Origin of the sequence: Candidatus Avoscillospira sp. LCP25S3_F1 (assembly GCF_052117125.1) — a bacterium.
GTDB lineage: Bacteria > Bacillota > Clostridia > Oscillospirales > Oscillospiraceae > Avoscillospira_A.
Genome location: NZ_JBQKJT010000003.1, coordinates 189,483 through 212,728 on the forward strand (window position 1 = coordinate 189,483; position 23,246 = coordinate 212,728).

The following is a 23,246-nucleotide window of genomic DNA, read 5'->3' on the forward strand; positions in this document are numbered from 1 at the left end:
GATTAGGTACAGAAATCGATACAATACAGATACAGAGAGGGCGTTGCAGAATGGAGTTCCGCAACGCCCTCTGTTTGTGCAGTGGGGGATTATGAAGGATTATTCCACATCCTGAAGTGCAGCACAGTCTTCTTCGCCGGTACGGACCTTGACAACACGTTCCACGCCGTAGACAAAAATTTTGCCATCGCCGATGTGACCGGTATACAGAACGTTCTTGGCCGTATCAATGACTTTCTGGACCGGAATCTTACAGACAACCACTTCCACCTGAGCCTTCGGCAGCAGGGTGGCGTCCAGCTCAATGCCGCGATATTTCTTACCGGTGCCTTTCTGGATGCCCATACCCATGACCTGTGTGACCGTCATGCCGGTAACGCCCAGATTGTTGAGGGCGTCTTTCAGGGGTTCCAGCTTATCCAGCTTGGCAATGATCACAATTTTGTGCATGGAAAAGGCGGGGGTTGCACTTCCCATGACAGGAACGGCGGCAGCCACCTGAGCCGGAGAGGCATGGTCCAGACGGTCTTCGCCCAGGTCGGTGTTTTCATTGACGCTGAGGGCGGCATAGGTGGGGTCGTTGACGACAAAACCGGCATAGGCACTGGCCAGTCCGTGCTCATGGATATCGAGACCATCGATTTCCACGTTGGCCGGAACCCGCAGACCCACCAACTTGTCAATTACCTTGAATACAATAAACATGACGACCAGAACATAGAGTCCGACGGCCACAATGCCCAGTGCCTGGACACCCAGGATGGAGAACCCACCGCCGTAAAACAGACCCCGTCCAAAGCTGCCGGAGTTGGCAAACAGTCCAACCGCCAGGGTACCCCAGGCGCCGTTGAGGCAATGGACGGAGACAGCGCCTACCGGGTCGTCAATTTTGGCAACTTTATCAAAAAATTCCACACCAAACACACAGAGCGCACCGGCCACAATGCCGATGATGGCGGCGCCCACAGGGGTGACCACGTCGCAACCGGCGGTGATGGCCACCAGACCTGCCAAAGCGGCGTTGAAGGTGATGGAAACATCGGGCTTTTTATACCGGACCCAGCTGATGATCAGGGCGGTTATCGTAGCCAGGGCGGCAGCCAGATTGGTATTGAAGCAAATGAGGCCGGCGGAGATCATGGTGCTGTCGCCCGTCATGGAGATGGTGGAACCGCCGTTAAAACCAAACCAGCAGAACCAGAGGATGAAAACGCCAAGCGCCATGGAGCTCAGGTTGTGCCCCAGAATGGCCCGCGGCTTTCCGTCTCTTCCGTACTTGCCGATACGGGGTCCCAGCAGGGCAGCGCCCAGAACGGCGGTGACGCCGCCTACATAGTGAACCGCGGTGGAACCGGCAAAATCATGGAAGCCCAGGTCGGCCAGCCAGCCGCCGCCCCAAATCCAGTGACCGCTGATTGGGTACACAATGAGACTGATGGCTGCGGAGTAGAGACAGTACGCTGAAAAATTGGTGCGTTCTGCCATGGAACCGGAGACGATGGTGGCAGCCGTAGCGCAAAACACCGTTTGAAATATGGCAAAAACCCACAGAGGTAAGCCGTTGCCCAGGAAAGAATAGTCGCCCCGAATCAACGGGTCAAAGCCGCCCACCAGGGGACCGGTGCCGAAGAACATGAGACCAAAGCCGACCAGCCAAAAACAAGGCGTGCCGATGCAGAAGTCCATCATATTTTTCATCAGGATATTACCCGTATTTTTGGCGCGGGTCAAGCCGCTTTCACAAAGGGCGAAACCGGCCTGCATGAAGAAAACCAGAAATGCAGCGATTAAGGTCCAGATGACATCGGATGATTGATACATAGCACTTCCTCCTCAATCTCTCCCAATTTGTTGAGAGTTTTTACTTTGTTTCTGAACGGATCAAATTGCAATTCTTTCGGTTCATTGAAGTAATGTCAAAATTATATCGAGAAATTGTTGAAAGTCAACCGGAAATTGAGAGGTTTTAATAACTTTGTAGGAGTGATCGTACATAGCGATTTAATCGAATGAATTTCTGGTGGTTTTACGGAAAAATGAGCCAGTCTGTTTGTGAGCCACAAAAAATTTTTGTCAGTTCCCATGGCAGCGTATGCGGAAGCGATCAAGACCCTATGTGGAGCAAACGCTGCTCCAAAGACTGTCTGGGCGCTATGGGGTCCTGGACTGAGATCAAAATGTGTCGAATTGCAAAAGCAGTTGAGGACACCCAGATCGCCTGGAGAAACCCAAAATGGTCATCAACGGTCTGCTCCGTCGGGTAGCGGCATATGGGGATTGTGAGCTGCACAGGGAGTTCAACATTGACTTTGCACAGTTCAGCCCAAGAATGGACGTTGCAGCAATTGCCGTATAGAAGAAAAAACCCGCTTCCTTACGGAAACGAGTTTTTTACAGTACTCTTTTGAGTTGGTGGAGATAAGCGGGATCGAACCGCTGACCTCTTGAATGCCATGGTTCTTGTCTGAATTTTTCCGTATTTTCTATCATACATAATAGACGTATTATCAAAATTTTCTTGAATAACCAGAATATTTTATGATATAGAGTTTATATGCTGACAATCTGATTCTGGTATGAATTCTGGTACAAACCCCCGCCCAGCACCGTGCTTGCCGGTGCTGGGCGGGGGTTTGTATTTTCTGGAAAATAATAACGGAAAGGGATGAAAGATAGAAGATAGCTGGTCTACACAAAAGGTTATTATTTTGATTCAGGAAATAAACGTATGATTTGGGGAATCAAATTTATAGAAAGGAAAATGCTGCTGTGATATACTGTTTCAAAGGCGGTGACACGATGAACGCAGAGGATACCATGCCACACAAAGATATTTTAGATCGCTTGATCACACAGATATTAAAAGAAGAGGTAATCTCTCCCGAGGAATGGGAGTGCAGAATGGACGAACTATCAGAGGAGCCCGATGTTGTTCCTACCAAATCAGAAATTGAGACTGCCGAAGCAGCATGGATGGCGTTCCAGGCCCACTTAAATCGTTTGGGGCTACCGGCAGATCATCGTTTTCAACTATGTAAAACGTTATACACAAAGGCCCTGACAGAACCTACTATAGAATTGACACAGCTATATTGCAACATTGTCTGCAACAGCAGTGTTCTTTTGGACAGCAAATGTAATGTGGAGCAAATGGCTGCTTGCTGGCATTCTCAATGCAAGCAAACAGATGCTCTGTATCAGTATTTGATGCAGAGGAAGCAAACGTCGATCTGTTTTCAGCAAATCTTAAGGAACCGCTGATTAAATGTAGCATTACAGCTTATAAAGGGCGGCAATCGTGCCAAATTGTGCAAGATAAACTCAAAATTCAGTCATTTCTACTGTTTTTTGCGTCCTTTTTCTGCAAAAGGGCGCAAAAAGCCTATGCTGGCGGCAAAGTGCCGCCGGCTCTAACCAGCATATACAAATTCGCACTGGCAAACAGCACATACAGGCGGTTGAGGTTTTTGCTCAGCCCTCGATAGACTGTTTTCCGGAAACCAAAGATATTTTTTACGATGCGGTACGGATGCTCTACTTTACAGCGCACAGAGGATTTCTGGTGCTCAATATGGCGTTCCCAATCGACAGTATTGCCTGAAACTCTGGGCAGCCTGCCCGGTCTGCGGTTGATACGGTACTGGATAGAAGAAAATTGCGCGTTGTTTTGGATCTCTTCCCGTTTTTCGATACCAAGGTAAGCACTGTCTCCATAGACTACCTCGTCGTCCTCTCGCAGCAGCTTTGCTGCCACGGCGATATCATGGACATTGGCTGCCGTTACCTCCACCGTGTGGACAAATCCGCTGCCTGTATCTACGCCCGTATGGCATTTCATGCCGAAATACCATTGGTTGCCCTTTTTTGCCTGATGCATCTCCAGGTCACGCTCTTTTTTCGCGTTCTTTGTAGAGCTGGGAGCGCTGATGAGCGTGGCGTTCACGGTACTTCCCGCCCCGCATCATCCGCCCGGCGCGATCCAGGCAGCGGTTAATCGCGTCAAAGAACCGCTTCCCCAGTCCATGCTCCTCCAGCAGGTGGCGGAACTGCAGCAGCGTTGTGGCGTCCGGCACATCCATTTCCCAAAAGTTGATTCCCATGAATTTCCGCATCGCATAGCTGTCGTAGATGGCGTCCTCAACCCCCTTATCTGACAGGGTAAACCAGCACTGCAGCAGGTACATCCGCAGCATTATCTCGATCTCAATGGGTGGACGGCCTCGCTTTCCAGATGGATAGTAGGGCACAATTAGCGACACCCATTCCTTCCACGGGATGATCTCCTCCATGATTTCCAGAAATTCCTCACGCCGCGTCTTTTTCTTCCGCTGGCTGTATTCGTAATCACTGAAACTTTGCTGCTTCATTTCTGTACACCGCCTTTTTTCTTCTGCCACTATGATATCATTTCTTTTGTGTCTTTGCATTCAATCAGTGGTTCCCTAAGAAAACCATTGCAGATATGAAAGCCAAAATCGAATCGCTGGTGGCAGAGCTTGCTGCGATCAAGGATGAGCTGGCACAATATAAGTCCGTGCGTGGTCAGCTTCGCACAGCGGATCTGGAGCAAGAGAATAATCGGCTTCGTAAAAGGCTTCGCACCTATGAGGATGTGATTTCACGGAATGATCTGTGGTCATATTTCGGCAGATATCGAGGAAAAGCACGCACAAAAGACGAAGTACGCTAATTCTCATGTAGAGACGTAAAATATGGAGATTTTCCAATGGGAGCGTTCAAATCATGCAGCGCAGTGTATCGTTTGGACGCTTCCCGTAAAAAATGGGTTGATTGTGAACGACGATCTAGAGAAATATCTGAAAGTCGTGATTGACTGTAAACTGCTGGATAGTTGTATTCATTGCCGTTTGCGGGAGTACTATATTTCTGTGGGTGATACTTTTTATCATTAAAGAAGCAGGATAACTAAAAAGCCATCTCGATGTTAGGGAAGAGCAAAGTAACAATTTGAAAATTTGACTGACCAGATTCAAAGGTTCCAATAGGGGTTAAATTATGGATTATTTAAATGTCAAGAACTTGATTTTAAGATGATTTCATGATATACTATAAAAGTAATTTTAGATATTTCCCGAAAAGGGTCAATATAAAGCAAAACTTTATGCTGGAGGTAATATTTATGAGTGCAAACGAAATGGATTACAATGAACTGTATGGAAACATTAATGCTTCCATGGAAGGCGTAACAATGGCAAAGTGTAATTGCACAGCATGCAATTCATGTGCTTGCGGTCGTTGTGAAAGATGTATTAGCCAGTGTACTGGTTGTAGAAGCGGTTTTCTTGCCGATGAACTCGAATGGGAGGTTGCTTAATGATTAGATTCTCTCGTTTTGCGCATACATTTGAATTAGGCGAGGCGGTTACACTTTATCATTCATTGCGAATGAAGCCTGTGTACTTGTCGAGAGATTCTTTTGAGGACTTGCAGGCATGGCTTGCAGGTCCTTTTTGTATAGATTTTGACTCCGCTCCTGATGCAATTAAAGAAGAAGTATTGCAGCTAAAAAAATGGAAAATTCTTACTTCGAGAGAAGATGAAGACGAAAAAGTATTAGAGTTTATTAAATCAAGAATCCCTACTCCTGCCATCAGTGTTTGCTATATGATACTTAGTGAACAATGCAATCTGGCTTGTAAGTATTGTTTTCTTGGAAATAATGATACTGATAAACGTAGCCATTTCAATCTACAGAATATGTCGATTGAAACTGCAGAAAAAGCAGTTGATTTCTTTTTAAAACAATTAAAAACATCTGGTTTAGATTTTGAAAAAGAAAAACCAGTCGTTATTTTTTATGGTGGTGAACCGCTGGTAAACTATCCAACATTGGTATATATTGCGGAAAAACTACTTTCTCTAAAAGAATCTGAAAAGTGCCTGAAAAATTTAGAAATGTCAATGGTTACCAACGGACTCCTGTTAGATGATGACCGTATTAAAAAGCTGAAAGAACTTGGTATTGGTGTTGCAATATCTGTAGATGGTTTTACTGAAGAAGAAAACAGGATGCGCATTGATCGAAGTGGAAAGGTAGTGTTTGGAAAAATCCTTGAAAAGATTGAGCGTTGCCAAGAACTTGGACTTAATATCTCTCTTTCGGTAACACTGAGTGAAGAAACAATCAAAAATAAAGAGAATATATTAAAATTGGTCAATGCGTATAACATTCATTCTTTTGGCTTTAATATTATGATGTCTAGTGATACGTTTATTGTACCCGATTCTTATAATGAAGAGGCTGCTCAATTTATTATTGATGAGTTTGTTGAGTTGAGAAAACTTGGTATTTATGAAGATCGAATGATGAGAAAGCTGGATTCTTTCGCAAAAGCTCAGGTATATTATTCAGATTGCGCTGCAACTTGCGGAGGACAGATTGTCATTGCACCCAATGGTCAGGTTGGAATCTGTCATGGGTGTTTGTACGATAAAAAGTATTTTGTCACAGATATTGATGATCAAGCGTTTGACTGTAAAACAAATGACAGTTATATTGAGTGGTCACAGTTGACTCCGGTGAATCACGAAGAATGTCTTGATTGTCCCGCACTTGGAATATGCGGTGGTGGTTGTCCATTAAATGCTATGTACTTGAAACCGGGCAACACTATCCACTCAATCGACACACGATTCTGTTCCCACGCAAAAAAAACATTGGATTTCTTGATAAGAGATCTATATCGTGTTGTGCAGAAAAGGACTGTTTTGGATGCAAAATAATATTATTGTAAAAGGTATAAGAACGAACAATCTAAAAAACATTGATATAGAAATATTCAAGGACGAAATTAATCTGATCCTTGGACCTTCGGGTAGTGGCAAATCCACGCTTGCGTATGAAACGATTGCACAAATAGGACAGCATGAATATTTGTCGATGTTTGCAGATGATGTTTTCGAACCAACATATAAGGTTCAATCTTTTTGCAATATGTTACCCGCAGTCCCTATAAAGCAATCAAATAATAATAATAACCTTCGTTCGACCATTGGTACCTACTTCGGGATGAACAGAAAGATAATCCTTCTGTTTTCAGCAATCTTGAACATTAATGAAGATTTTTTTTCGTTAGTTAAAGAAGAAAACCTATGTGAAAAATGCCACGGTTTAGGTTTTGTAACCCAATTAGATGTTAACAAAATTATCGCACCACATACAGCAATTAAAGATGTTCCGTTCCGATGCTGGAATCGCTATAAGGATTTTTTTTCTCGAATCCTTATTGAATATTGCGAAGATCTAGGAATTGATACTAACTCGACTTTTTACAGCTTGTCATCTGAACAACAACACAAGCTTCTCCATGGAGTCAGCGAAAGAAAGTATACGATAAAATATAAAAAGGTCGGACAAACCTCTAGCAGAACTACAAAATTTTATGGTGTTCTATCTGGCCATGATATGCTACCAGGATGTTCCATTAGCAAAGCATTTTACTCTAATGTGGAATGTGACTGTTGTCATGGAAGAAAATATAATGCTGACCATTTGAATTCAAAAGTATTTGGATTATCAATTGGAGAATTTCTTACGATGGAATTCGACAAATTGCTACCGACAGTTGAGAAAATGGTAAGAAGTATTTTGGATGTTCAATTGAAATTTGTATTAATCGAGTTATATAGTTTTGTTAAGAAGACGGTTGAACTAAAATTAGGACACTTGTCTTTCAACAGAAGTATTCCGACGTTATCTGGAGGAGAATTTCAACGATTGAAGTTAGTACAGGTGTTTAATACCCAACTTTCAAATCTGTTGCTTGTATTAGATGAACCACTAGCTGGTCTATCTGTAAACGAAAAACCGATTATCAAACAAAATATAATTAATTTAGCCGAGCAGAACACAGTCCTTCTTGTAGATCACAGTACAGAATTCTGCGCTTCTGCTAAGCAGATTATTTGTCTCGGTCCAACTGGAGGAACTCAAGGGGGCTACATTATTGATGTCGATCAATACCTCCTTAAGCAATCTATGCCAAATCTGTTTTCAGCGCCTGATTGTGATAAGGTGATAGATGTTCGTGCTTGTAACTCAATTTATCAATATAAAGGTGTGGATGTAAAGATTGCTCTAGAACGTATGAATCTCGTTACTGGTGATTCTGGTATTGGAAAGACAACAATATTGCGTGAATATTTTCCTCAGATATTTGATAGCTATATATATATTAGTCAAAAACAAATTATGGGTAATAAAAACTCGTGTGTAGCTACAGCATTAAATGTTGCCACACGAATATCGGCTTTGTATGGAGACAGATTTCATAAGGATAAAAAAGAGTTTTCAAATTTAACAGGCAATAAAGGGTGTTGTCAGAATTGTGGTGGTGCAGGATATTTCGAGTACGGGGTATCTGGAGGCACGACAGTAAAGGTTGAGTGCAATAAATGCCACGGGACAGGTTTTTCTGATAATTTGATGCAATATAAAATTGATGGGAAGAGTATTTTTGATGTATGGATGATGACCATTGATGAAGCCATGGCGTTTTACGATGGAAAAGACAAAAAACTTTTCGATACACTTGCGGTGGCTAGTTCCGTAATGCTCGGGCATTTAAGGCTTGGCCAAACAACAAGTTCACTGTCAGGCGGAGAAAATATCCGAATTAAATTGATTAAACAAGCATATTCGACTGCAAAGATGATTGGCATTGACGAGCCATTTAAAGGACTTAATGTTACGGAACGAAATGCAATAGCAATCTATCTCGATAAATTGCGTCAGAAAGGAAAAACGATAATAGTAATTGATCATACCGAAGGAATAGAGCAGTTCTTTTCATTTCGATTAGTAATTCAAAATGAAAATGGGATGATTACTGGAAAACATCTTTGATCCAATGTGATAATGAATGGAACCTATAAATCATAGACACTTTCCCAAGTAGACTCGGGGCTCTAAAACCCAGAGGGGCATCCATTGGATGGCCCTCCGTGTACATGTGCGTTATCGGGGGATTTCATACCGCTGACGGTGTTTCTTTTTCTCCTGCGGAGGATGCAGCCGCTGCCGCATCCTCTGTTCAATTTTCAACTGATTTTCCATCTCTGGCACCTGTTCCAGAATTTTTTGCGCTGTTTTCTGCTGTTGCCGCAGTGTGGTCAACATCCGGGTCAGTTCTGTCCGCTGCTCCTTCAGAATTTCCATCCGTTCGCCGGGATTGCTGCGGCGCATCCGATTGTAAAGTTCCTTCCGTTGCCATTCCTTTTCCTCAATCCGAAACGTAATGGAAAACAAAAAATTCTCCACATCTTCCTGTGTATGCAGCTGTTCCCGGTGAATCAGTTCCATCTGCCGGGAATATTGCTGGAGGTTTCTGACCTCCTGCCGCATGGCCGGAGAGAGGGGTGTCGTGCGCCGCTGTTTGGGAAACAGACCGAGAAAGTAGCAATAATGCAGGTACAGCGCCAGAAATCCGGTGATTTTTTTCGTGTGTTTCGCTGATCCCAGTAATGTCATTGTGCGCGGCTTCTGCATCTGCTGTTTCTGCCGGGCGCGGTATTGGCTCCACTGTGCATCCTTTTCCCAGGGCTCCAGCACCGCGATTCGCTCCCGAATCCGATGCGGGTCGTATTCTTCCCCAAGGCGGAACATCCGCACGGCTTTTTTGGCTCCGACAGCCCGGATGGTGGGATATTTCCGATTTTGATACTGGATATGATAGCCTTTACTCTCCATGAGCGTACAGAAGTGAAACCAGTCATAGGCCATGGGAATTACCTGGTCGATGGTCTCCCGCATGAGATTGAAGACAGTTGGCTCTCCGCGCTTTTCTGCAAAATAGATGTTCCGCGGTGTTTTGCCCTTGGGATGCTCAATCACCGTCAGATTGTGTTCCCGGCACAGTGCATCGGAGATCTCCCGCATCCGGTAAAATGCCCGTTTGTCGCAGTTGAACTTCTGGCCGTCCTTGTAGCTGACCGAGTTGATGACTAGGTGATTATGGTAAGTACCGGTATTGAAATGGGTGGCGATCAGCACCTGGAACCGGTCACCCCACATCCGTCTGGCCAACTCTACGCCCAACTGGTGGCACAATTCCGGGGATACTTCACCGGTTTTGAAGCTCTGAACACAGTGGTAGGCCAGGTTGCCGCTGGTCTTGTTGAAGTGCCGCTTGACGTACTGCATATCCTCACAGGCATGGTCACGACGGCAATGGAGGGTTGTAACATACATGGTTTTCTCCGGGCCGCTGGTGACCTTGTCGCAGTTCTGTGCATAGTGGAGTACCTGCTGCATATCGGAGAACTCGGTTTTCTCTGCGTTCTCCGCATAGCCCACCACCCGGCTGAGACTATCCTTGATGGCCCAGATCTTCGTGATGCCCACGGGCCACACCTTCTTCCAGATCGTCAAATAGCTCTGCTGGGTTTGGCTGGGTCAAGTCCTCACCAATACCCACCCGACGTAGGTAGGCCGACAGACCAATACCGGCCTGTTTAGCCTGGGCCTCCATTCTCCGTTTCTCCTGTTCCGTCACACGAATATGAATGTCGCAGGTTCGGTTATCCAAAGGTTCCTCCTTCCTCCGGGGTCATAGGGGCGGGAGCCCCTTTCGGCTCCGCCGCCCAGGCTTTGTGGCTACAAAGCCTATGCTCGCTACACTCCAGGACACCCCTTTATGGGGCGCCCTGGTTTTCCGGTTGTTCTAATGGGAACTCCCTGCAAGAAATGCAATAAATGCAGTAAATTCCTCAGGTCAGTGGATTGACAATAATCCGCACATCTGCTGGCCGTCCGGCAGATTGACGCTCCGGTTCCTCCAGCCGCAGATAGCCATGTTCCTCCAACAGCTCCAGCGTGGGGAACAGGTCTTCTGTTTTCTTAAAGAACTTTCCCCGGCACATCTGAAACAGTTCTGACCGCTTGATTTGGCGGATGCTTTTCTTTTTCAGCTTGGCCAGCACAAAGCGGCCTTTCTGGATGCTCAAGTCAGTGCCCATTCTGGAGTAGGCATAAGTGGCATGTGCCAGAAAATATTGACCAATGGCAATGGCATGGGACATGGTTCCAGCAGAAATCTCCCGACTTTCTTCGCCCATCTCCGCACAGTGGAGCAGTCCAGCAATTCGCAACACGGCACCGATATACTTGCTGGCCCAGTCGGAAATGGCTTGTCCTTCGCCGGTCAGAAACCGCTCATGCTCCTCAAAATATACTGCCATCCGATCGGATGCCTGCTGGGACAGTACCAGGGTCTGTATTTCTGATGGGCAAAACGCCATCTGCTGCACAATCAGATTCTGATAAGCGGACTGTATCTCTGGCGGAATGGGTGGTGTACAAAATACACGGCTGCCGATGCGGGAGGGCGGGGAAGCGTACAGGAACCGGGCCAGCAGGCCGCGGCCGCTCATGGTGGTGTTGTCCATGATTTCCTCCAGCACACTGGGCTGAATGGATAAGATGGCAGACAACGCAGGGTGTTGGATACACTCCGCCTCCCGGCACATCCGATCCACATAAATGGGGTCACCACAGTGGCCTTTGAGCCAGATATCCATGTTGGTTTTATTGGAGTACCGTCCGGCCATAATATCAAAAATACCGCCCTCTGTGGAAATGACGGAGAACACACCGCCATTGGCTGCCATCAAGCTGGTGAGGGCTTCACTGGAGCAGTCATCGGCAAAGAAGCGTACCGGTTTCTGCTCCGATGTATCTTCCGGCTCTGGTTCTCTCTGCTGCTGGAGATACGCCTGTTCATACTCGTAAAGAAATCGCGTCATATCCCGCATGACACTGGATTTTCGCTCGCCAGGGGCGGCAATAACCACCGTATACAGACTGAGCGGTTCATAATATCCCGGTGTTCCCTCCACACGGTATTTACCCTGCAAACAGACAGCCTGTACTCCCAGACTGATGACCGCTGCCATATCCGGGGAAGTCTGGCTGTGCTCAGCCACAGCCTGGACATAATCGTGTATTACACCAGGCAGCGCATCCAGCGGAAAGGCCGGAAGATTACACCACTGCGGTGTCAAGGGTATGGGTGGTCGAAAGGCTGGTGTTTCTTTTTCGGACGGTTTGGAATATTTTGCATTTATTGCATTTCTTGCAGCGTACTCCGCAGACCGGTTGTCAAAGAGGGAATTTCTGAGTATACTATCTATGTCTTTTTGATTCGGCTGCCCCACATCTGCGCCAACAGATGGAATCGGGGCAGTCGTTTTTTCATTGGGATCAGTCCACAATGCTGCTCCCTCCTGTGTGCTGCTCAATCCACTGAATCAGCTTGTCTTTGGGTACCAATTTCCGTTTTCCGATTTGCAGCGTGGGAAATTCCGCAGAATTGAGCAGCTGATAGGCACCAGCTCTGGAAATTCCCAGGGTAGATGCCAGCATATCTGCATTCAGAATATCCGGCAGATTGGCGTAGGCTTCCGTTTTCATGGTAAATTGCCTCCTCCTATAAAAAATTGTCCAAGTATTTTATACTTGACACAATCATTCTATGATGATATTATCAGACTGTCAAGTATATCGGATACGATTTGGCCGACATTTAGTATTTCATACCATACAAGGAGGCGCACTGTGAAATATCCAGTTTTTCCCTATACTCAACGAGAGGCTGAACGGGCAGGCATTTCCAATCGCGCAGAGCGGAACCGCAACTGTCTGTTTGCCCGCAGACTGGCACAGCTCCGGGCCGAAAAGAAATTATCCCAGCAGAAACTGGCCGATCTGCTGGAAGTCTCCAAATCCACCATCAGTCTCTATGAGACCGGCGATACGGTGCCGGATGCCAAGATGATTGTGCGGATGTGTGAGATTTTTGAAGTCAGTTGCGACTATTTTCTCTGTCAGTCCGATTACCGGGCCGCAGAGGAAAAAAAGCAGACTATTGAGGAGATTGGGCTGTCTGAGTTAACCGGTCAAAGGCTGAATGACCTGGACTTGTTTACCATGGAAGATGTCTATGAACATATCCAACTTCCGTTTTCTCCCAAAGGTACATTCAATCGTCTCTGTGAAGATGCACGATTTGTAGCCATGATGCGGCTTTTGACAGATAGCTACCAAATGCGGATTGCCGCTGCACGAAACGTGGAAAGAGAACCCTTGCAAATCACGAATATGGAAGTGATAGGATGCCGTCAGATTTTGGCTGCCCTTGGCGAAGTGGGCGTCCCCATGGATGATTTGGCCGAGGTGTATTTACAGCGGGCCAGTGAACTCTTTAAGGAGATTGCCAGAGCGTTCCCCACGGAAGACCCGGAAACAGGGGAGAAGTATCGGATTCAAGGCCAGGGCAACATGTTCAGCCCCCTGCTCCGTGGCAAATGGAAAGATTTCTCCTGTCCGGGAGAAACGTCCCCTCAAGCAGAATCCTCAGAGGAGCAAGCACTCTGATATTCTGATATAAAATCCATGTTAGGAGGAATTGGATGCCCAAAAAACGCTCCAATGGCGAAGGCGCATTGCGGAAACGCAAAAACGGCCTTTGGGAGTGTATGATGATGATCGGGTTTCAACCCAACGGAAAAAGAAAATACAAGAGCTTTTATGGAAAGACCCAGAAAGCAGTTTTGCAAAAAGTACAGGACTATAAACTGGCACTGGAGTCCGGCCTGGACTTGACCACAGAATTGACCTTTGGGCAGTGGTCGCAGACTTGGTATGAGGGCTATGCAGGACAGGTATCCCCCACCACCTATGAGGGCTATCGCTATACGTTGAAAATTCTCAATGCCACTTTCGGGAAAAAGCTGCTCAAACAGATCAAGGTTGCCGATGTGGAAACCTTTCTGAGGGATCTGACCAAGGACGGCGCCCATCAATCGCTGGCGTCCAAATGCCGTGGCATGATGTTTCAGATCATGAAGAAGGCCCAGGCCAACGATTTGATTCTGAAAAATCCTGTGGAATTGGCAGACAAGTTGAAACAGGCCCCGATGCAAAACAAAAAGGACTCCTTCACAGCGGAAGAAGTCCAGGCATTATTTCAATATCTGCCACAGGATAAGGTTGGGAATAGCATTCGCTTGCTGCTTTTGACCGGTATGCGCAGCCAGGAACTGCTGGTGTTGGAAGCGATCCATATGGAGGCCGACGGTTCCTGTATTCATATTCGGCAGGCGCTCAAGCAGATCCGTGGCTCCGTGGCTATTGGCCCGCCTAAAAGTGCCAGCAGCATCCGGGATGTGCCAATTCCCAAAGCCTATCAAGCAATGGTGGCAGAGCTGAGAATGGAGTGCAGCCCGTATCTCTGGACGGGAAGAAGCGGTGACAAGCCCTGCAATCCCACCCATTTTCGGGACAAGTTTCAGACGGCTATTGCTGCGGTGCCTGGGGTGCGGAAGCTGACGCCCCACGCTTGCCGCCATACCTTTGTCAGCCAGCTCCAGGCCCAGGGAATTCCTATGGAGACCATCCAGAGCCTTGCCGGACACGCACAGATAGATATGACGGAACATTATCTCCATGTGCAGGATGGGGTCAAGGCTACAGCGGTGGAACGCATGGCAGACCTCATTTTGAACCGGCAAGCGGAGAAATGAAAATCGTGTATCCTACGTGCTGACAGTTCCAAATAGTCCATATAATCCCATCGTCTTTCTGGTACCGTTCTGGTACGGATTCTGGTATTTCTGTTCCTATAACAAAATATAGCAAAGATTTTCTGGGCAAAGATAGAAAAAACGTCCTGAAATCTTGCGATTTCAAGACGTTTTTGGTGGAGATAAGCGGGATCGAACCGCTGACCTCTTGAATGCCATTCAAGCGCTCTCCCAGCTGAGCTATACCCCCATATTCAACTATGCACGCCCTTAGTGCTTTGATAGTATACCTTGTTTTTTCAGATATGTCAACTCTTTTTTTCAAAAATTTTTACACAAGCCATGCGTTCCGTTTTGACGAGGAACGTGGTACAATGAGGACAACCAAAACAGAAGGGAGCGAACGGTATGAAACATTTGCTCAAAGGCGGCCTGGTGGTGGGCGGCAATGGCCCTGTCCGGGCCGATGTGCTCATCGACGGCGAACAGGTGGCCGCCGTGGGTTTGAATCTGGACAATCTGGCCCAGCAGATTACAGATGTCTCGGGAATGCTGCTGTTTCCCGGCTTTATCGACGGTCACACCCATTTTGATCTGGATGTGTGCAACACCACCACGGCCGACGATTTCTTTTCCGGCAGCCGCAGCGCTTTGCGGGGCGGCACCACCACCATTGTGGATTTCGCCTGCCCCAACAAAGGCGAGAGCCTGCGTCACGGTCTGGACCTGTGGCACCAGAAGGCCGACGGCAAAGCCGCCTGTGACTATGGCTTCCACATGACCATCGACGACTGGAACCCCGACATTCGCCGGGAACTGCCTGTGATGTTTGACGAGGGTATTTCCACGTTTAAAATGTATATGACCTATCCGGCTATGATGATTGGGGACCGGGATATGTTCAGTGCCATGGAGGCATTGCGGGACCTGGGCGGTCTGGCAGGCTATCACTGTGAAAACAGCGGCGTGATCGACGCCCTGATTGCACAATATCTGTCCACCGGTGACACCGGCCCCGGCGCCCACCCCCTGAGCCGCCCCGCCGCTGCCGAGGCCGAGGCCGTCTCCCGGCTCCTGCGGCTGGCGGAGATTGCTGAGACCCCTGTGATTATTGTCCATCTCAGCACCGCTGCCGCGCTGGAAGAGGTCCGCGCCGCCCGCCGCCGTGGGCAGACGGTGTTTGTGGAGACCTGCCCCCACTATCTGCTGCTCCAGGACGATGTCTACTTCCAGGAGGACTACAGCCAGGCGGCCCGCTACGTCTGTGCGCCCCCCATCCGGGAGATGGGCAATCAGGAAGCGCTGCTGTACGGTTTGGCCAACGGCGAAATTCAGACCATTGCCACGGACCATTGCAGCTTCACGTTGCAGCAGAAGGACGCCGGACGGGGCGACTTCACGAAGATTCCAGGCGGTCTGCCCGGTGTGGAAACCCGTGGACTGCTGGCCTATTCGCTGCTGGTGGGCGGTCATGTGCTGGACGTGGGCCAGCTGGCCCAGGTACTGGCGGAAAATCCCGCCAAGCTCTATGGCATGTGGCCCCGGAAAGGCGTTATCGCCCCCGGAAGCGACGCCGACATTGTGGTTTACGACCCCAAGGCCGACACGGTCATCACCGCCGAGGGCCAGGAATCCCGTGCCGGATACACGCCCTTTGAGGGATTCCAGACCTGCGGCAGTATCCGCAGTGTCTATCTACGCGGCTCCCTGGCTGTAGACAAGGGCGTGGTCCTGGCCGGCAGCCACGGCCAATACATCCACCGGAACCGACCCATACTGTAAAGGAGGAATTTTCATTATGGAACGACAACTGTTTCCCGTCTATGATCGGGCTTCGGAGATTCTCAACGCATTGCCCGGCGGCATCCTGCTGACCGCCGCCGCCAATGGCCGTACCAACACCATGACCATCGGTTGGGGCACGCTGGGCATGGAGTGGGGCATCCCCATTTTTACAGCCTTTGTCCGAAAGGGCCGCTTTACCAGAGAATTGCTGGACGTCAATCCGGAATTTACGATCAACGTTCCCGTCGGTGACTTTGATCGGAAGATCTTGGGCTTTTGCGGCACCAAGTCCGGCCGGGACGTGGATAAATTTCAGGAATTGGGCCTGACGGCGGTACCGGGCCTGGAGGTCTCCGTACCCGCCATTGCCCAGCTGCCCCTGACGCTGGAATGCCGCGTCATCTACCGGCGGGCCCAGAACCCCGACGCCATTCCGCCCCGGTTCCTGGAGAAATACTACCCCCAGGACGTGGGCTCCGACGCCACCGGCTCCAACCAGGATTTCCATATCGCCTATATGGGCGAGGTGGTCGCTTCCTATCTGTTGCAGCCGTAACGACTCACCGCATTCACAGCCCGCTGCGGTACGGCTCTGTTCTGCGGCGGGCTTATTGAGGGAAACGACAAGAATCAAACGTTGCGCACCGGTGGAAAAGCGGCAAATAGATTTACCAATTTGTGCAATTTGGTTCTAACGGGAACACGGGAGCAAATCGGATATAGGAAAGTGGGAGGGTGACAGCTATGAAGAAGTACCAAACGCTAAATACGATTTTAAACTGCATCATTGGCAGCTTTCTTGGTGTTTTTTTAGCAAGAAGTGTGTATACATATTGGGACTACACGACCCATCCTGACTTGTACGCTGTATCCTCTGCTCCTTGGTATACCACGATTCAAATTTTTGGAATCATTGTTGCTATCATTGTAGGAGTTGCCGTAGTATTGAAAATACTCATTAGAAAGAAGGCAAGCGGATAAAAGCACGCAGCCGGAAAACACAATCGATCAACAGTATGTAAACGGGCAGCCAATGATTCGGCTGCCCGTTTACATACAATGGCGCTTTGCCTATTCTGTTTCTGTAGGTGGAACTTCATTGTCCATGAGCACACGGGGGATAAACCGCTTGGCAAATCGGCCCTTGCCCCGGCTTTTGACAAAGAAAAATCCGATAACGGAAAAGACCACAGCGCCGATGAAGTTGACGAACAGATCCTTCATGGTGTCGTAAAGGCCCGGGTCCAGATAGCCACCCAGCCCCAGGGATTGCTGGGTACCGTCTTTGAATACGAGAATCGTGTCGGCAATATTTTTTACCATCACCACATGGTTGGAGTTAGTGGGGTCCAGGGACACGGAGGCCAGATACGTCTGAATGTGATCCTTTTGCATGTCGTAGCCTAGGAACATGTCCATGGACCATTCAAAAAACTCCCACAACACGCCTACGGTCATGGAAAAGCAGAAGGCCACCACCGCCATATAGAAGGGCGACAGTTTTACGGAGATGCGCTCGTGGCGGTTCAGCAGATCCACAAGACAGAATCCGATGGCCGCACACAAAAACCCGTTTATGGTGTGCAGCATGGTATCCCAGTGGGTGATATGGGTATAATAGGCCCGTATTTCCCCCAGAATTTCAGCGGCATAGATGAACAGCAGAATAATGACTTCCAGTGTATCGGGCAGATCGATGCGCAGCTGCCGTTCCAACAGCGCCGGCAGGGTGAACAAAACCAGCGTCAGGACGCAAAGAAAAACGTTCTCATAGTTGCCGTTGAGAAACTGGGCAATGAGGACGCCGATAACCGACAGTCGCAGAAAAATATACAGGGCAGTCATCCGCTTGCCATGGACTTGAGAACGGTGGCGTCGTCTGGGCAATCCAACCCCTCCTTAAAAAAATCTCGATACTTCTATCTTACACCATGTGTCAATGGCAATTTTCATTGCTTTTTGCGTCAGGCTTATGATATACTGATTGTTCAGAACTATCACGAAATTGATTTTAGAAAAGGAAACTCCATGACATTTCAAGACTTACAATTACTTCCTCAGCTCCTCCGGGCCGTAGACGATATGGGCTACGAAGCCCCTTCTCCCATCCAGGCCGCCGCCATTCCGCCGGTGCTGGCGGGCCGGGACCTCATCGGCTGCGCCCAGACAGGCACCGGTAAAACAGCGGCGTTTGCCATCCCCATTTTGCAGCGGCTCCAGAAAAAGGCCGACGGTTCCCATAAACCCATCCGGGCCCTGATTCTGACCCCCACGCGGGAGCTGGCCTTGCAGATTCAAGACAATTTTGAACGCTACAGCAAATATCTGCCCCTGCGCAGCACCGTGATTTTCGGTGGCGTGGGCCAGATGCCCCAGGTGGAAGCCATCCGCAAGGGTGTGGATGTGCTGGTGGCAACGCCGGGCCGTCTCAACGACCTGTGCAACCAGGGCCACATTGACCTGAAAAAGATTGAAACCTTCGTTCTGGACGAGGCCGACCGGATGCTGGACATGGGATTTATCCATGATGTCCGCAAGGTCATTGCCCGTCTGCCCCAGCGGCGGCAGACGCTGCTGTTCTCCGCCACCATGCCCAAGGAGATCGCGGACCTGTCCCAGCAGATTCTCCATAATCCGGTTCGGGTGGAGGTAACGCCCCAGTCCTCCACCGTGGACACCATTGAGCAGCAGCTTTACAAGGTGGACAAGTCCAAAAAGCGGGACCTGCTGCTGTGGCTGCTGGGAAAACGGCCGGAACAGACCATTCTCGTGTTCACCGCCACCAAACACGGCGCGGACCGGGTGGTGCGGGAACTGAACCGAAATAACGTACCGGCCATGGCCATCCACGGCAATAAGAGTCAGACCAACCGGGTCAAAGCGCTGGAGAGCTTCAAGGATGGGTCCATTCGTGTTCTTGTGGCTACGGATATCGCCGCCCGTGGCATCGATATCAGCGAGCTGCCCCTGGTCATCAACTTTGACTTACCCAATATCCCCGAAACGTATGTCCACCGCATTGGCCGCACCGGTCGTGCCGGTCACAGCGGTTTGGCCATCAGCTTCTGCAACTTCGATGAGCTGGCCTATTTAAAGGATATTGAAAAACTTACCAAAAAGACCGTACCCGTGGTGGAGGACCACCCGTTCCCCATGGAAATTTTTGAGCCTACCCCCAAGGTCCAGCGTGGCCCCCGTCCGTCCAAGCGGCAGCCCCAGGAGACCAGGGCCGCAGAACCCGCCGGAACGTCCGGCGAGCATGCGTCCCAGACGGTGAAACAGGGGAGCAGACGGAAAAAGAAGGCGGCGCAGCCGCCCAAGGCCGCCGAGCCGAAGCCGGAACAGAAGCCGATTCAGGTGCAGATGGAGCACAAGTCCCACCACAAACCGCTGCCGCCGGAGGAGCCGGCCCGGCCCAGCCGTCCGGGGAAAAAGCTGCGGTCCGGCGGTCCCGAGCTGCCGGGAAAAGTGGTGGCCTTTGCCGATGGACGCCACCGGCCCCGCCGCCGGGGCAATCGTGGCAGCGGCACAAAGCAGAGCACGGGCCAGTAAGTCCGAAAACTTCCCATGGAAAAGTGACGCCATCTGTGCTATACTAACGGCGTTGAGTAAAATTTCCCAAACAGGACGGTGAACACCATGGAATCCAAGGGCATCAAAATCGCGGCCAAGAATCAGAAAGCGTTCCACGATTATTTTGTAGAGGAGCGGTTCGAGGCGGGCATTGAGCTGTTCGGCACGGAGGTTAAGTCCATACGCCAGGGCACCCTGAACCTGAAGGATGCCTGGTGCAATATCAAGGACGGCGAAATCTGGCTCAAGCAGATGCACATCAGTCCCTATGAAAAGGGCAACATTTTCAATAAAGACCCCATGCGGCCCCGGCGGCTGCTGATGCACAAGCGGGAGATCAACCGGCTCTATGGTCAGATCAAACAGGACGGCTATTCGCTGATTCCCCTGTCTGTATACTTTAAAAACGCCCGTGTCAAGGTGGAGGTCGCGCTGTGTAAGGGCAAGAAGCTCTATGACAAGCGTGAGGACGCCGCCCGCAAGGATGCCAAGCGGCAGATGGACCGGGCCATGAAGGAAAGGAATCGATAAGTATGGCAAATCCCATTGCAACCATTGAAATGGAGAACGGCGGCAAGATCGTCATGGAGCTGTTCCCCGATGTGGCGCCCCAGTCGGTCCGCAATTTTGTCACCCTGGCCCAGTCCGGATTCTATGATGGCCTGATCTTTCATCGTGTCATCTCCGGCTTTATGATTCAGGGCGGCTGCCCCGAGGGTACCGGTATGGGCGGCCCCGGCTACTGCATCAAGGGCGAGTTCAAGCTCAACGGTGTGGACAACAACGTGTCCCATAAGCGGGGCGTGGTGTCCATGGCCCGTGCCCAGTCGCCCAACTCCGGCGGCAGCCAGTTCTTCATTATGCACGCCGACTGCGAATTCTTGGACGGTCAATATGCGGCGTTCGGTCAGGTGATCGAGGGTATGGACGTGGTGGACGCCATCGCGGCGGTAAATACCGACGGCGCCGACCGGCCCGAGGAGGAACAGAAAATCAAGTCCATCACCGTGGACACCCAGGGCAAGACCTACATGCCCCCGGAGAAGCTGAAGGACCCCTACGGCCGGTTCTAAAAAATGGGTATGGTTTCCGGTTGACAAAGGCCGGAAATGCGATATAATATAGTATCCTGCCAAAACAATGGCAGATCACCCCTGCCGCGGGCAAACCGCGGCAGGCCCCATATGGGGGCGTACCGGTTTCGACGGGGGTGGTGAGGCTGGAATAGCGAGCAGAGGCGCCTGGCCTCTATAAAACGGGCAATTTTTTAAACTTAACTGACAACAATAAAGTTGCCTTGGCTGCCTGATTAGGCGCCCGTTCCCCCCGGAAGGACCGCGAGCCGGGCTGGAGCGTCGATGAGCGGTGCACGTGCGTGCGGTAAGCTTTGCCCGCACCATGCATCATGAAGCTACTGATCCGTAAAGGGTGTCCTTTCCCGTTACGGTGAGGGAATGAAAAGAATGGACTGCGCTCGGAGAGATTCCTGTCAAGCTGCTTTCGGACGCGGGTTCGACTCCCGCCGCCTCCACCAAAATGAACCCCCCGAATCCTCAATGGTTTCGGGGGGTTCTCTTGTATTATCAATGGTTTTTAAGTATTTCTTAAAAATCATTCGTTGCACCTAATCAATAGATATTGTGTGCACTCTGCGCAATATTGCACACGCAGTTGCACACGCCAAAGCAGCCCCACCGATTGGCGGGGCTGCTGTCTTATTTCTGGCCCTTGGCCAGCTCATACGCCCGATACGCCATGAGCGCGGCCTGGTATCTGGGAATCAGCTGCATAGGGCTGGTTCCGTCGGTGATCCCGGCGGCCTTGGCCCTCTCCAGTTCCTCCTTGGCCCATGCGGGGACCTCCAGCGTTTCGGTGTACTCTGCCAACTTATCATAAATTTCTTTTCCGGTCATAGTCTCCTCCTGTTCCGGCTCCGAACGCTGCAAGCCGAAGCCGTCAATGATACTCATGGCGATGGCCTCGACGATATCCGACTGTTTGGCTGCATATACAGCCATATCGTCGGCATCATCGATAAAGCAAATCTCCAGCAGGGCCGAAGAGGTCCCAGCTTTCCGGGCCTGCTGGATGACGTCCCAGTTATTCCGCTTTACACCCCGGTTGGTAAGACCTACGGCAGCGATGGCCGCCACCATGGCCTGCTCCACTGCTGTACCCGGTTCGGCGGTGGTAACATAGCACTCGACGCCCTTTGTTTTGCCATCGGCGGTAGAAGCCTTGACGGCGTTGAAGTGGATCTCCAACACATAGTCATATTGGGCGAACTGGGCCGTTTTGGTCAACTGCCCCGCCTTGTAATCGGCGTAGGCGTTGCGAGCCGTGGGATAGGTGTCCACGTCGCAGCATCCCTCCAGGGCCTGAGCCAGAGCGGCCACCACCTTGCGGGTCTCGGTGGCCTCCTGGAAGCCATTGCCCACAGCGCCGGGGTCACCGGCGCCATGGCCTGCAATCAACAGCAGTTTCATTCCTGACTGTCACCTCCTCCGGTCAGTTTATCTCCGGCGGCGTCCACGGCCTCCTTGCCGTTGGCCATGAGCTTTACCAGCCAGGCCGGGATGGGTGCGCCCATGCGCTGGGCATTCTCGGCAATGCTGCCCAGCTCCGTAATAGCGTACCACACCAGCACCAAAGGCAGCAGCAGGCCGATCTCCGGCAGGGCAATCTCCACCATGGGCAGCTGCTCCATGATGATGGACAGTAGACCATCGGCAAAGGCGGCGATGATGACCACCACCACCTCGCCCATCTTATGCCAGATACCCTCCCGGGCCGTATGACTGGCCCATTCACCGTTTTTCATGGCGGCAGCGGTGCCAGTGGCGTAATCCAGGGCCATCAGCACCACCCAGGCCGCAATCAGCCAGCCCAGCCAGCCCCAGAAAGCGGAGAATGCTCCCAGTGCAGCAGTAAGTCCGGCTTTGACTGCCAGCATCCAATCAAATTCCATATGGTCCTCCTTTGTGGATGGGGCCGGTGTCCCGGCCCCGGTTGGTCAGCTGTTGACGATGGACTGGAACTTCTCCCGGTCACCGGCAACAAAGGCCGCGCACAGCGCCTTGTAGTTGCGGTCGATGATCTTGCCGACCTCGTCGTACTCCTTGGCCTGGGCAGCAGCGTCCAGGGCCTCCCACTTGGCCTTTGCGGCGGGGACGTCGATCTCCGACAGGGCCTTGTACTGGTGCTGGGGATTGCCCTTGATGCCCTCCACAAAGAGGTTGGGCGCGATCTCCATATCACCGGTCAGATTGTCGCCGTCGGTGCGCTCCTCGTTCGCACACTGCCAGATGGTCCACAGATAGTTTTTCAGCATAGTTTTTTCTCCTTTC

Annotated in this window: 22 protein-coding genes, 1 tRNA gene and 1 other RNA gene; 13 read left to right on the plus strand and 11 right to left on the minus strand. The window is 50.3% G+C overall.

Annotation, left to right across the window (positions count from 1 at the left end):
• Positions 1–99: 99 nt before the first annotated feature.
• The gene (locus tag ACTQ33_RS03805) at positions 100–1,821 is read right to left on the minus strand and encodes an ammonium transporter (protein WP_441462342.1); all 1,722 of its coding nucleotides are present in this window, start codon (positions 1,819–1,821) and stop codon (positions 100–102) included.
• Between the two features lie 978 nt (positions 1,822–2,799).
• On the opposite strand from ACTQ33_RS03805, the gene ACTQ33_RS03810 reads away from it, so the two are divergent.
• The gene (locus ACTQ33_RS03810) at positions 2,800–3,261 is read left to right on the plus strand and encodes a hypothetical protein (RefSeq protein ID WP_441462344.1); all 462 of its coding nucleotides are present in this window, start codon (positions 2,800–2,802) and stop codon (positions 3,259–3,261) included.
• Positions 3,262–3,382: 121 nt separating this feature from the next.
• Here the strand turns inward: ACTQ33_RS03810 and ACTQ33_RS03815 are convergent.
• Positions 3,383–4,367, minus strand: a protein-coding gene (locus ACTQ33_RS03815) for an IS5 family transposase (protein ID WP_441462346.1) whose coding sequence is annotated in 2 segments (ribosomal slippage) — positions 3,383–3,955 and positions 3,957–4,367 — 984 coding nt in all. Because the reading frame shifts where the segments join, the coding sequence is not laid out codon by codon here.
• Between the two features lie 95 nt (positions 4,368–4,462).
• Here ACTQ33_RS03815 and ACTQ33_RS03820 point away from each other — a divergent pair.
• From ACTQ33_RS03820 to ACTQ33_RS03830, 3 genes are all read left to right on the plus strand, one after another.
• Entirely contained in the window at positions 4,463–4,690 is a 228-nt protein-coding gene (locus ACTQ33_RS03820; RefSeq protein ID WP_441462348.1) for a hypothetical protein, read from the plus strand.
• 644 nt (positions 4,691–5,334) lie between these two features.
• Entirely contained in the window at positions 5,335–6,744 is a 1,410-nt protein-coding gene (locus ACTQ33_RS03825; RefSeq protein ID WP_441462350.1) for a FibroRumin system radical SAM peptide maturase, read from the plus strand.
• Complete coding sequence (locus tag ACTQ33_RS03830) at positions 6,734–8,866, plus strand: hypothetical protein (protein WP_441462351.1); 2,133 nt, start codon at positions 6,734–6,736, stop codon at positions 8,864–8,866. The genes ACTQ33_RS03825 and ACTQ33_RS03830 overlap by 11 nt, the downstream gene beginning before the upstream one ends.
• A 111-nt stretch (positions 8,867–8,977) precedes the next feature.
• Here ACTQ33_RS03830 and ACTQ33_RS03835 read toward each other — a convergent pair whose 3' ends face one another.
• The 4 genes from ACTQ33_RS03835 to ACTQ33_RS03850 all read right to left on the minus strand — a co-directional run bounded on the left by ACTQ33_RS03835 (position 8,978) and on the right by ACTQ33_RS03850 (position 12,430).
• On the minus strand, positions 8,978–10,363 hold the full coding sequence (locus ACTQ33_RS03835; protein WP_441462353.1) for a relaxase/mobilization nuclease domain-containing protein: 1,386 nt from the start codon (positions 10,361–10,363) through the stop codon (positions 8,978–8,980).
• Complete coding sequence (locus ACTQ33_RS03840; protein WP_441462355.1) at positions 10,329–10,547, minus strand: plasmid mobilization protein; 219 nt, start codon at positions 10,545–10,547, stop codon at positions 10,329–10,331. The genes ACTQ33_RS03835 and ACTQ33_RS03840 overlap by 35 nt, the downstream gene beginning before the upstream one ends.
• A gap of 181 nt (positions 10,548–10,728) precedes the next feature.
• Positions 10,729–11,943, minus strand: a complete 1,215-nt coding sequence (locus ACTQ33_RS03845; protein ID WP_441462357.1) for a YfjI family protein — start codon at positions 11,941–11,943, stop codon at positions 10,729–10,731.
• A 277-nt stretch (positions 11,944–12,220) separates the two neighbouring features.
• A complete protein-coding gene (locus ACTQ33_RS03850; RefSeq protein WP_441462359.1) occupies positions 12,221–12,430 on the minus strand; it encodes a helix-turn-helix domain-containing protein in 210 nt (69 codons plus the stop codon).
• Between the two features lie 144 nt (positions 12,431–12,574).
• Here ACTQ33_RS03850 and ACTQ33_RS03855 point away from each other — a divergent pair, with 144 nt between their 5' ends.
• Positions 12,575–13,393, plus strand: coding sequence for a helix-turn-helix domain-containing protein (locus ACTQ33_RS03855; protein WP_441462360.1), 819 nt, complete (start codon positions 12,575–12,577; stop codon positions 13,391–13,393).
• Between the two features lie 35 nt (positions 13,394–13,428).
• Entirely contained in the window at positions 13,429–14,541 is a 1,113-nt protein-coding gene (locus ACTQ33_RS03860) for a tyrosine-type recombinase/integrase (RefSeq protein ID WP_441462362.1), read from the plus strand.
• Between the two features lie 174 nt (positions 14,542–14,715).
• Here ACTQ33_RS03860 and ACTQ33_RS03865 read toward each other — a convergent pair.
• Positions 14,716–14,791, minus strand: a tRNA-Ala gene (locus tag ACTQ33_RS03865).
• Between the two features lie 158 nt (positions 14,792–14,949).
• Here ACTQ33_RS03865 and hydA point away from each other — a divergent pair.
• The 3 genes from hydA (at position 14,950) to ACTQ33_RS03880 (ending at position 17,307) form a co-directional block, all read left to right on the plus strand.
• A complete protein-coding gene (gene hydA / locus ACTQ33_RS03870) occupies positions 14,950–16,323 on the plus strand; it encodes a dihydropyrimidinase (RefSeq protein ID WP_441462363.1) in 1,374 nt (457 codons plus the stop codon).
• Between the two features lie 16 nt (positions 16,324–16,339).
• Entirely contained in the window at positions 16,340–16,882 is a 543-nt protein-coding gene (locus tag ACTQ33_RS03875) for a flavin reductase family protein (RefSeq protein ID WP_441462365.1), read from the plus strand.
• Between the two features lie 188 nt (positions 16,883–17,070).
• Positions 17,071–17,307 carry a hypothetical protein gene (locus ACTQ33_RS03880; RefSeq protein ID WP_441462366.1) on the plus strand — a complete coding sequence of 79 codons (237 nt, stop codon included), beginning with the start codon at positions 17,071–17,073 and terminating at the stop codon, positions 17,305–17,307.
• A gap of 90 nt (positions 17,308–17,397) precedes the next feature.
• Here the strand turns inward: ACTQ33_RS03880 and ACTQ33_RS03885 are convergent, their stop codons facing one another.
• Entirely contained in the window at positions 17,398–18,171 is a 774-nt protein-coding gene (locus ACTQ33_RS03885; RefSeq protein WP_441462469.1) for a hypothetical protein, read from the minus strand.
• 183 nt (positions 18,172–18,354) lie between these two features.
• Here ACTQ33_RS03885 and ACTQ33_RS03890 point away from each other — a divergent pair, with 183 nt between their 5' ends.
• From ACTQ33_RS03890 to ssrA, 4 genes are all read left to right on the plus strand, one after another.
• Positions 18,355–19,878, plus strand: a complete 1,524-nt coding sequence (locus ACTQ33_RS03890; RefSeq protein WP_441462368.1) for a DEAD/DEAH box helicase — start codon at positions 18,355–18,357, stop codon at positions 19,876–19,878.
• Positions 19,879–19,965: 87 nt separating this feature from the next.
• Entirely contained in the window at positions 19,966–20,430 is a 465-nt protein-coding gene (gene smpB / locus ACTQ33_RS03895; protein ID WP_441462370.1) for an SsrA-binding protein SmpB, read from the plus strand.
• A gap of 2 nt (positions 20,431–20,432) precedes the next feature.
• Positions 20,433–20,972, plus strand: coding sequence for a peptidylprolyl isomerase (locus ACTQ33_RS03900; RefSeq protein ID WP_441462372.1), 540 nt, complete (start codon positions 20,433–20,435; stop codon positions 20,970–20,972).
• A gap of 113 nt (positions 20,973–21,085) precedes the next feature.
• Positions 21,086–21,433, plus strand: a transfer-messenger RNA (tmRNA) gene (gene ssrA / locus ACTQ33_RS03905).
• A 181-nt stretch (positions 21,434–21,614) separates the two neighbouring features.
• Here the strand turns inward: ssrA and ACTQ33_RS03910 are convergent.
• The 3 genes from ACTQ33_RS03910 to ACTQ33_RS03920 are packed head-to-tail and all read right to left on the minus strand — an operon-like array spanning position 21,615 to position 23,230.
• Positions 21,615–22,385 (minus strand): N-acetylmuramoyl-L-alanine amidase, encoded by a 771-nt coding sequence (locus tag ACTQ33_RS03910; protein WP_441462374.1) that lies wholly within the window; start codon positions 22,383–22,385, stop codon positions 21,615–21,617.
• Complete coding sequence (locus tag ACTQ33_RS03915) at positions 22,382–22,867, minus strand: phage holin family protein (RefSeq protein ID WP_441462376.1); 486 nt, start codon at positions 22,865–22,867, stop codon at positions 22,382–22,384. The genes ACTQ33_RS03910 and ACTQ33_RS03915 overlap by 4 nt, the downstream gene beginning before the upstream one ends.
• Positions 22,868–22,912: 45 nt before the next feature.
• Positions 22,913–23,230: a hypothetical protein gene (locus tag ACTQ33_RS03920; protein ID WP_441462377.1), complete on the minus strand. Its 318-nt coding sequence runs from the start codon at positions 23,228–23,230 to the stop codon at positions 22,913–22,915.
• Positions 23,231–23,246 lie beyond the last annotated feature (16 nt).

Bases quoted from the DNA above. Each gene is read 5' to 3' on its own strand.
- smpB (WP_441462370.1), top strand. From the start codon at position 19,966: ATGGAATCCAAGGGCATCAAAATCGCGGCCAAGAATCAGAAAGCGTTC.
- ACTQ33_RS03910 (WP_441462374.1), bottom strand. From the start codon at position 22,385: ATGAAACTGCTGTTGATTGCAGGCCATGGCGCCGGTGACCCCGGCGCT.
- ACTQ33_RS03825 (WP_441462350.1), top strand. From the start codon at position 5,335: ATGATTAGATTCTCTCGTTTTGCGCATACATTTGAATTAGGCGAGGCG.
- ACTQ33_RS03890 (WP_441462368.1), top strand. From the start codon at position 18,355: ATGACATTTCAAGACTTACAATTACTTCCTCAGCTCCTCCGGGCCGTA.
- hydA (WP_441462363.1), top strand. From the start codon at position 14,950: ATGAAACATTTGCTCAAAGGCGGCCTGGTGGTGGGCGGCAATGGCCCT.
- ACTQ33_RS03850 (WP_441462359.1), bottom strand. From the start codon at position 12,430: ATGAAAACGGAAGCCTACGCCAATCTGCCGGATATTCTGAATGCAGAT.
- ACTQ33_RS03875 (WP_441462365.1), top strand. From the start codon at position 16,340: ATGGAACGACAACTGTTTCCCGTCTATGATCGGGCTTCGGAGATTCTC.
- ACTQ33_RS03915 (WP_441462376.1), bottom strand. From the start codon at position 22,867: ATGGAATTTGATTGGATGCTGGCAGTCAAAGCCGGACTTACTGCTGCA.
- ACTQ33_RS03805 (WP_441462342.1), bottom strand. From the start codon at position 1,821: ATGTATCAATCATCCGATGTCATCTGGACCTTAATCGCTGCATTTCTG.
- ACTQ33_RS03920 (WP_441462377.1), bottom strand. From the start codon at position 23,230: ATGCTGAAAAACTATCTGTGGACCATCTGGCAGTGTGCGAACGAGGAG.
- ACTQ33_RS03885 (WP_441462469.1), bottom strand. From the start codon at position 18,171: ATGACTGCCCTGTATATTTTTCTGCGACTGTCGGTTATCGGCGTCCTC.
- ACTQ33_RS03830 (WP_441462351.1), top strand. From the start codon at position 6,734: ATGCAAAATAATATTATTGTAAAAGGTATAAGAACGAACAATCTAAAA.
- ACTQ33_RS03880 (WP_441462366.1), top strand. From the start codon at position 17,071: ATGAAGAAGTACCAAACGCTAAATACGATTTTAAACTGCATCATTGGC.
- ACTQ33_RS03900 (WP_441462372.1), top strand. From the start codon at position 20,433: ATGGCAAATCCCATTGCAACCATTGAAATGGAGAACGGCGGCAAGATC.
- ACTQ33_RS03860 (WP_441462362.1), top strand. From the start codon at position 13,429: ATGCCCAAAAAACGCTCCAATGGCGAAGGCGCATTGCGGAAACGCAAA.
- ACTQ33_RS03820 (WP_441462348.1), top strand. From the start codon at position 4,463: ATGAAAGCCAAAATCGAATCGCTGGTGGCAGAGCTTGCTGCGATCAAG.
- ACTQ33_RS03810 (WP_441462344.1), top strand. From the start codon at position 2,800: ATGAACGCAGAGGATACCATGCCACACAAAGATATTTTAGATCGCTTG.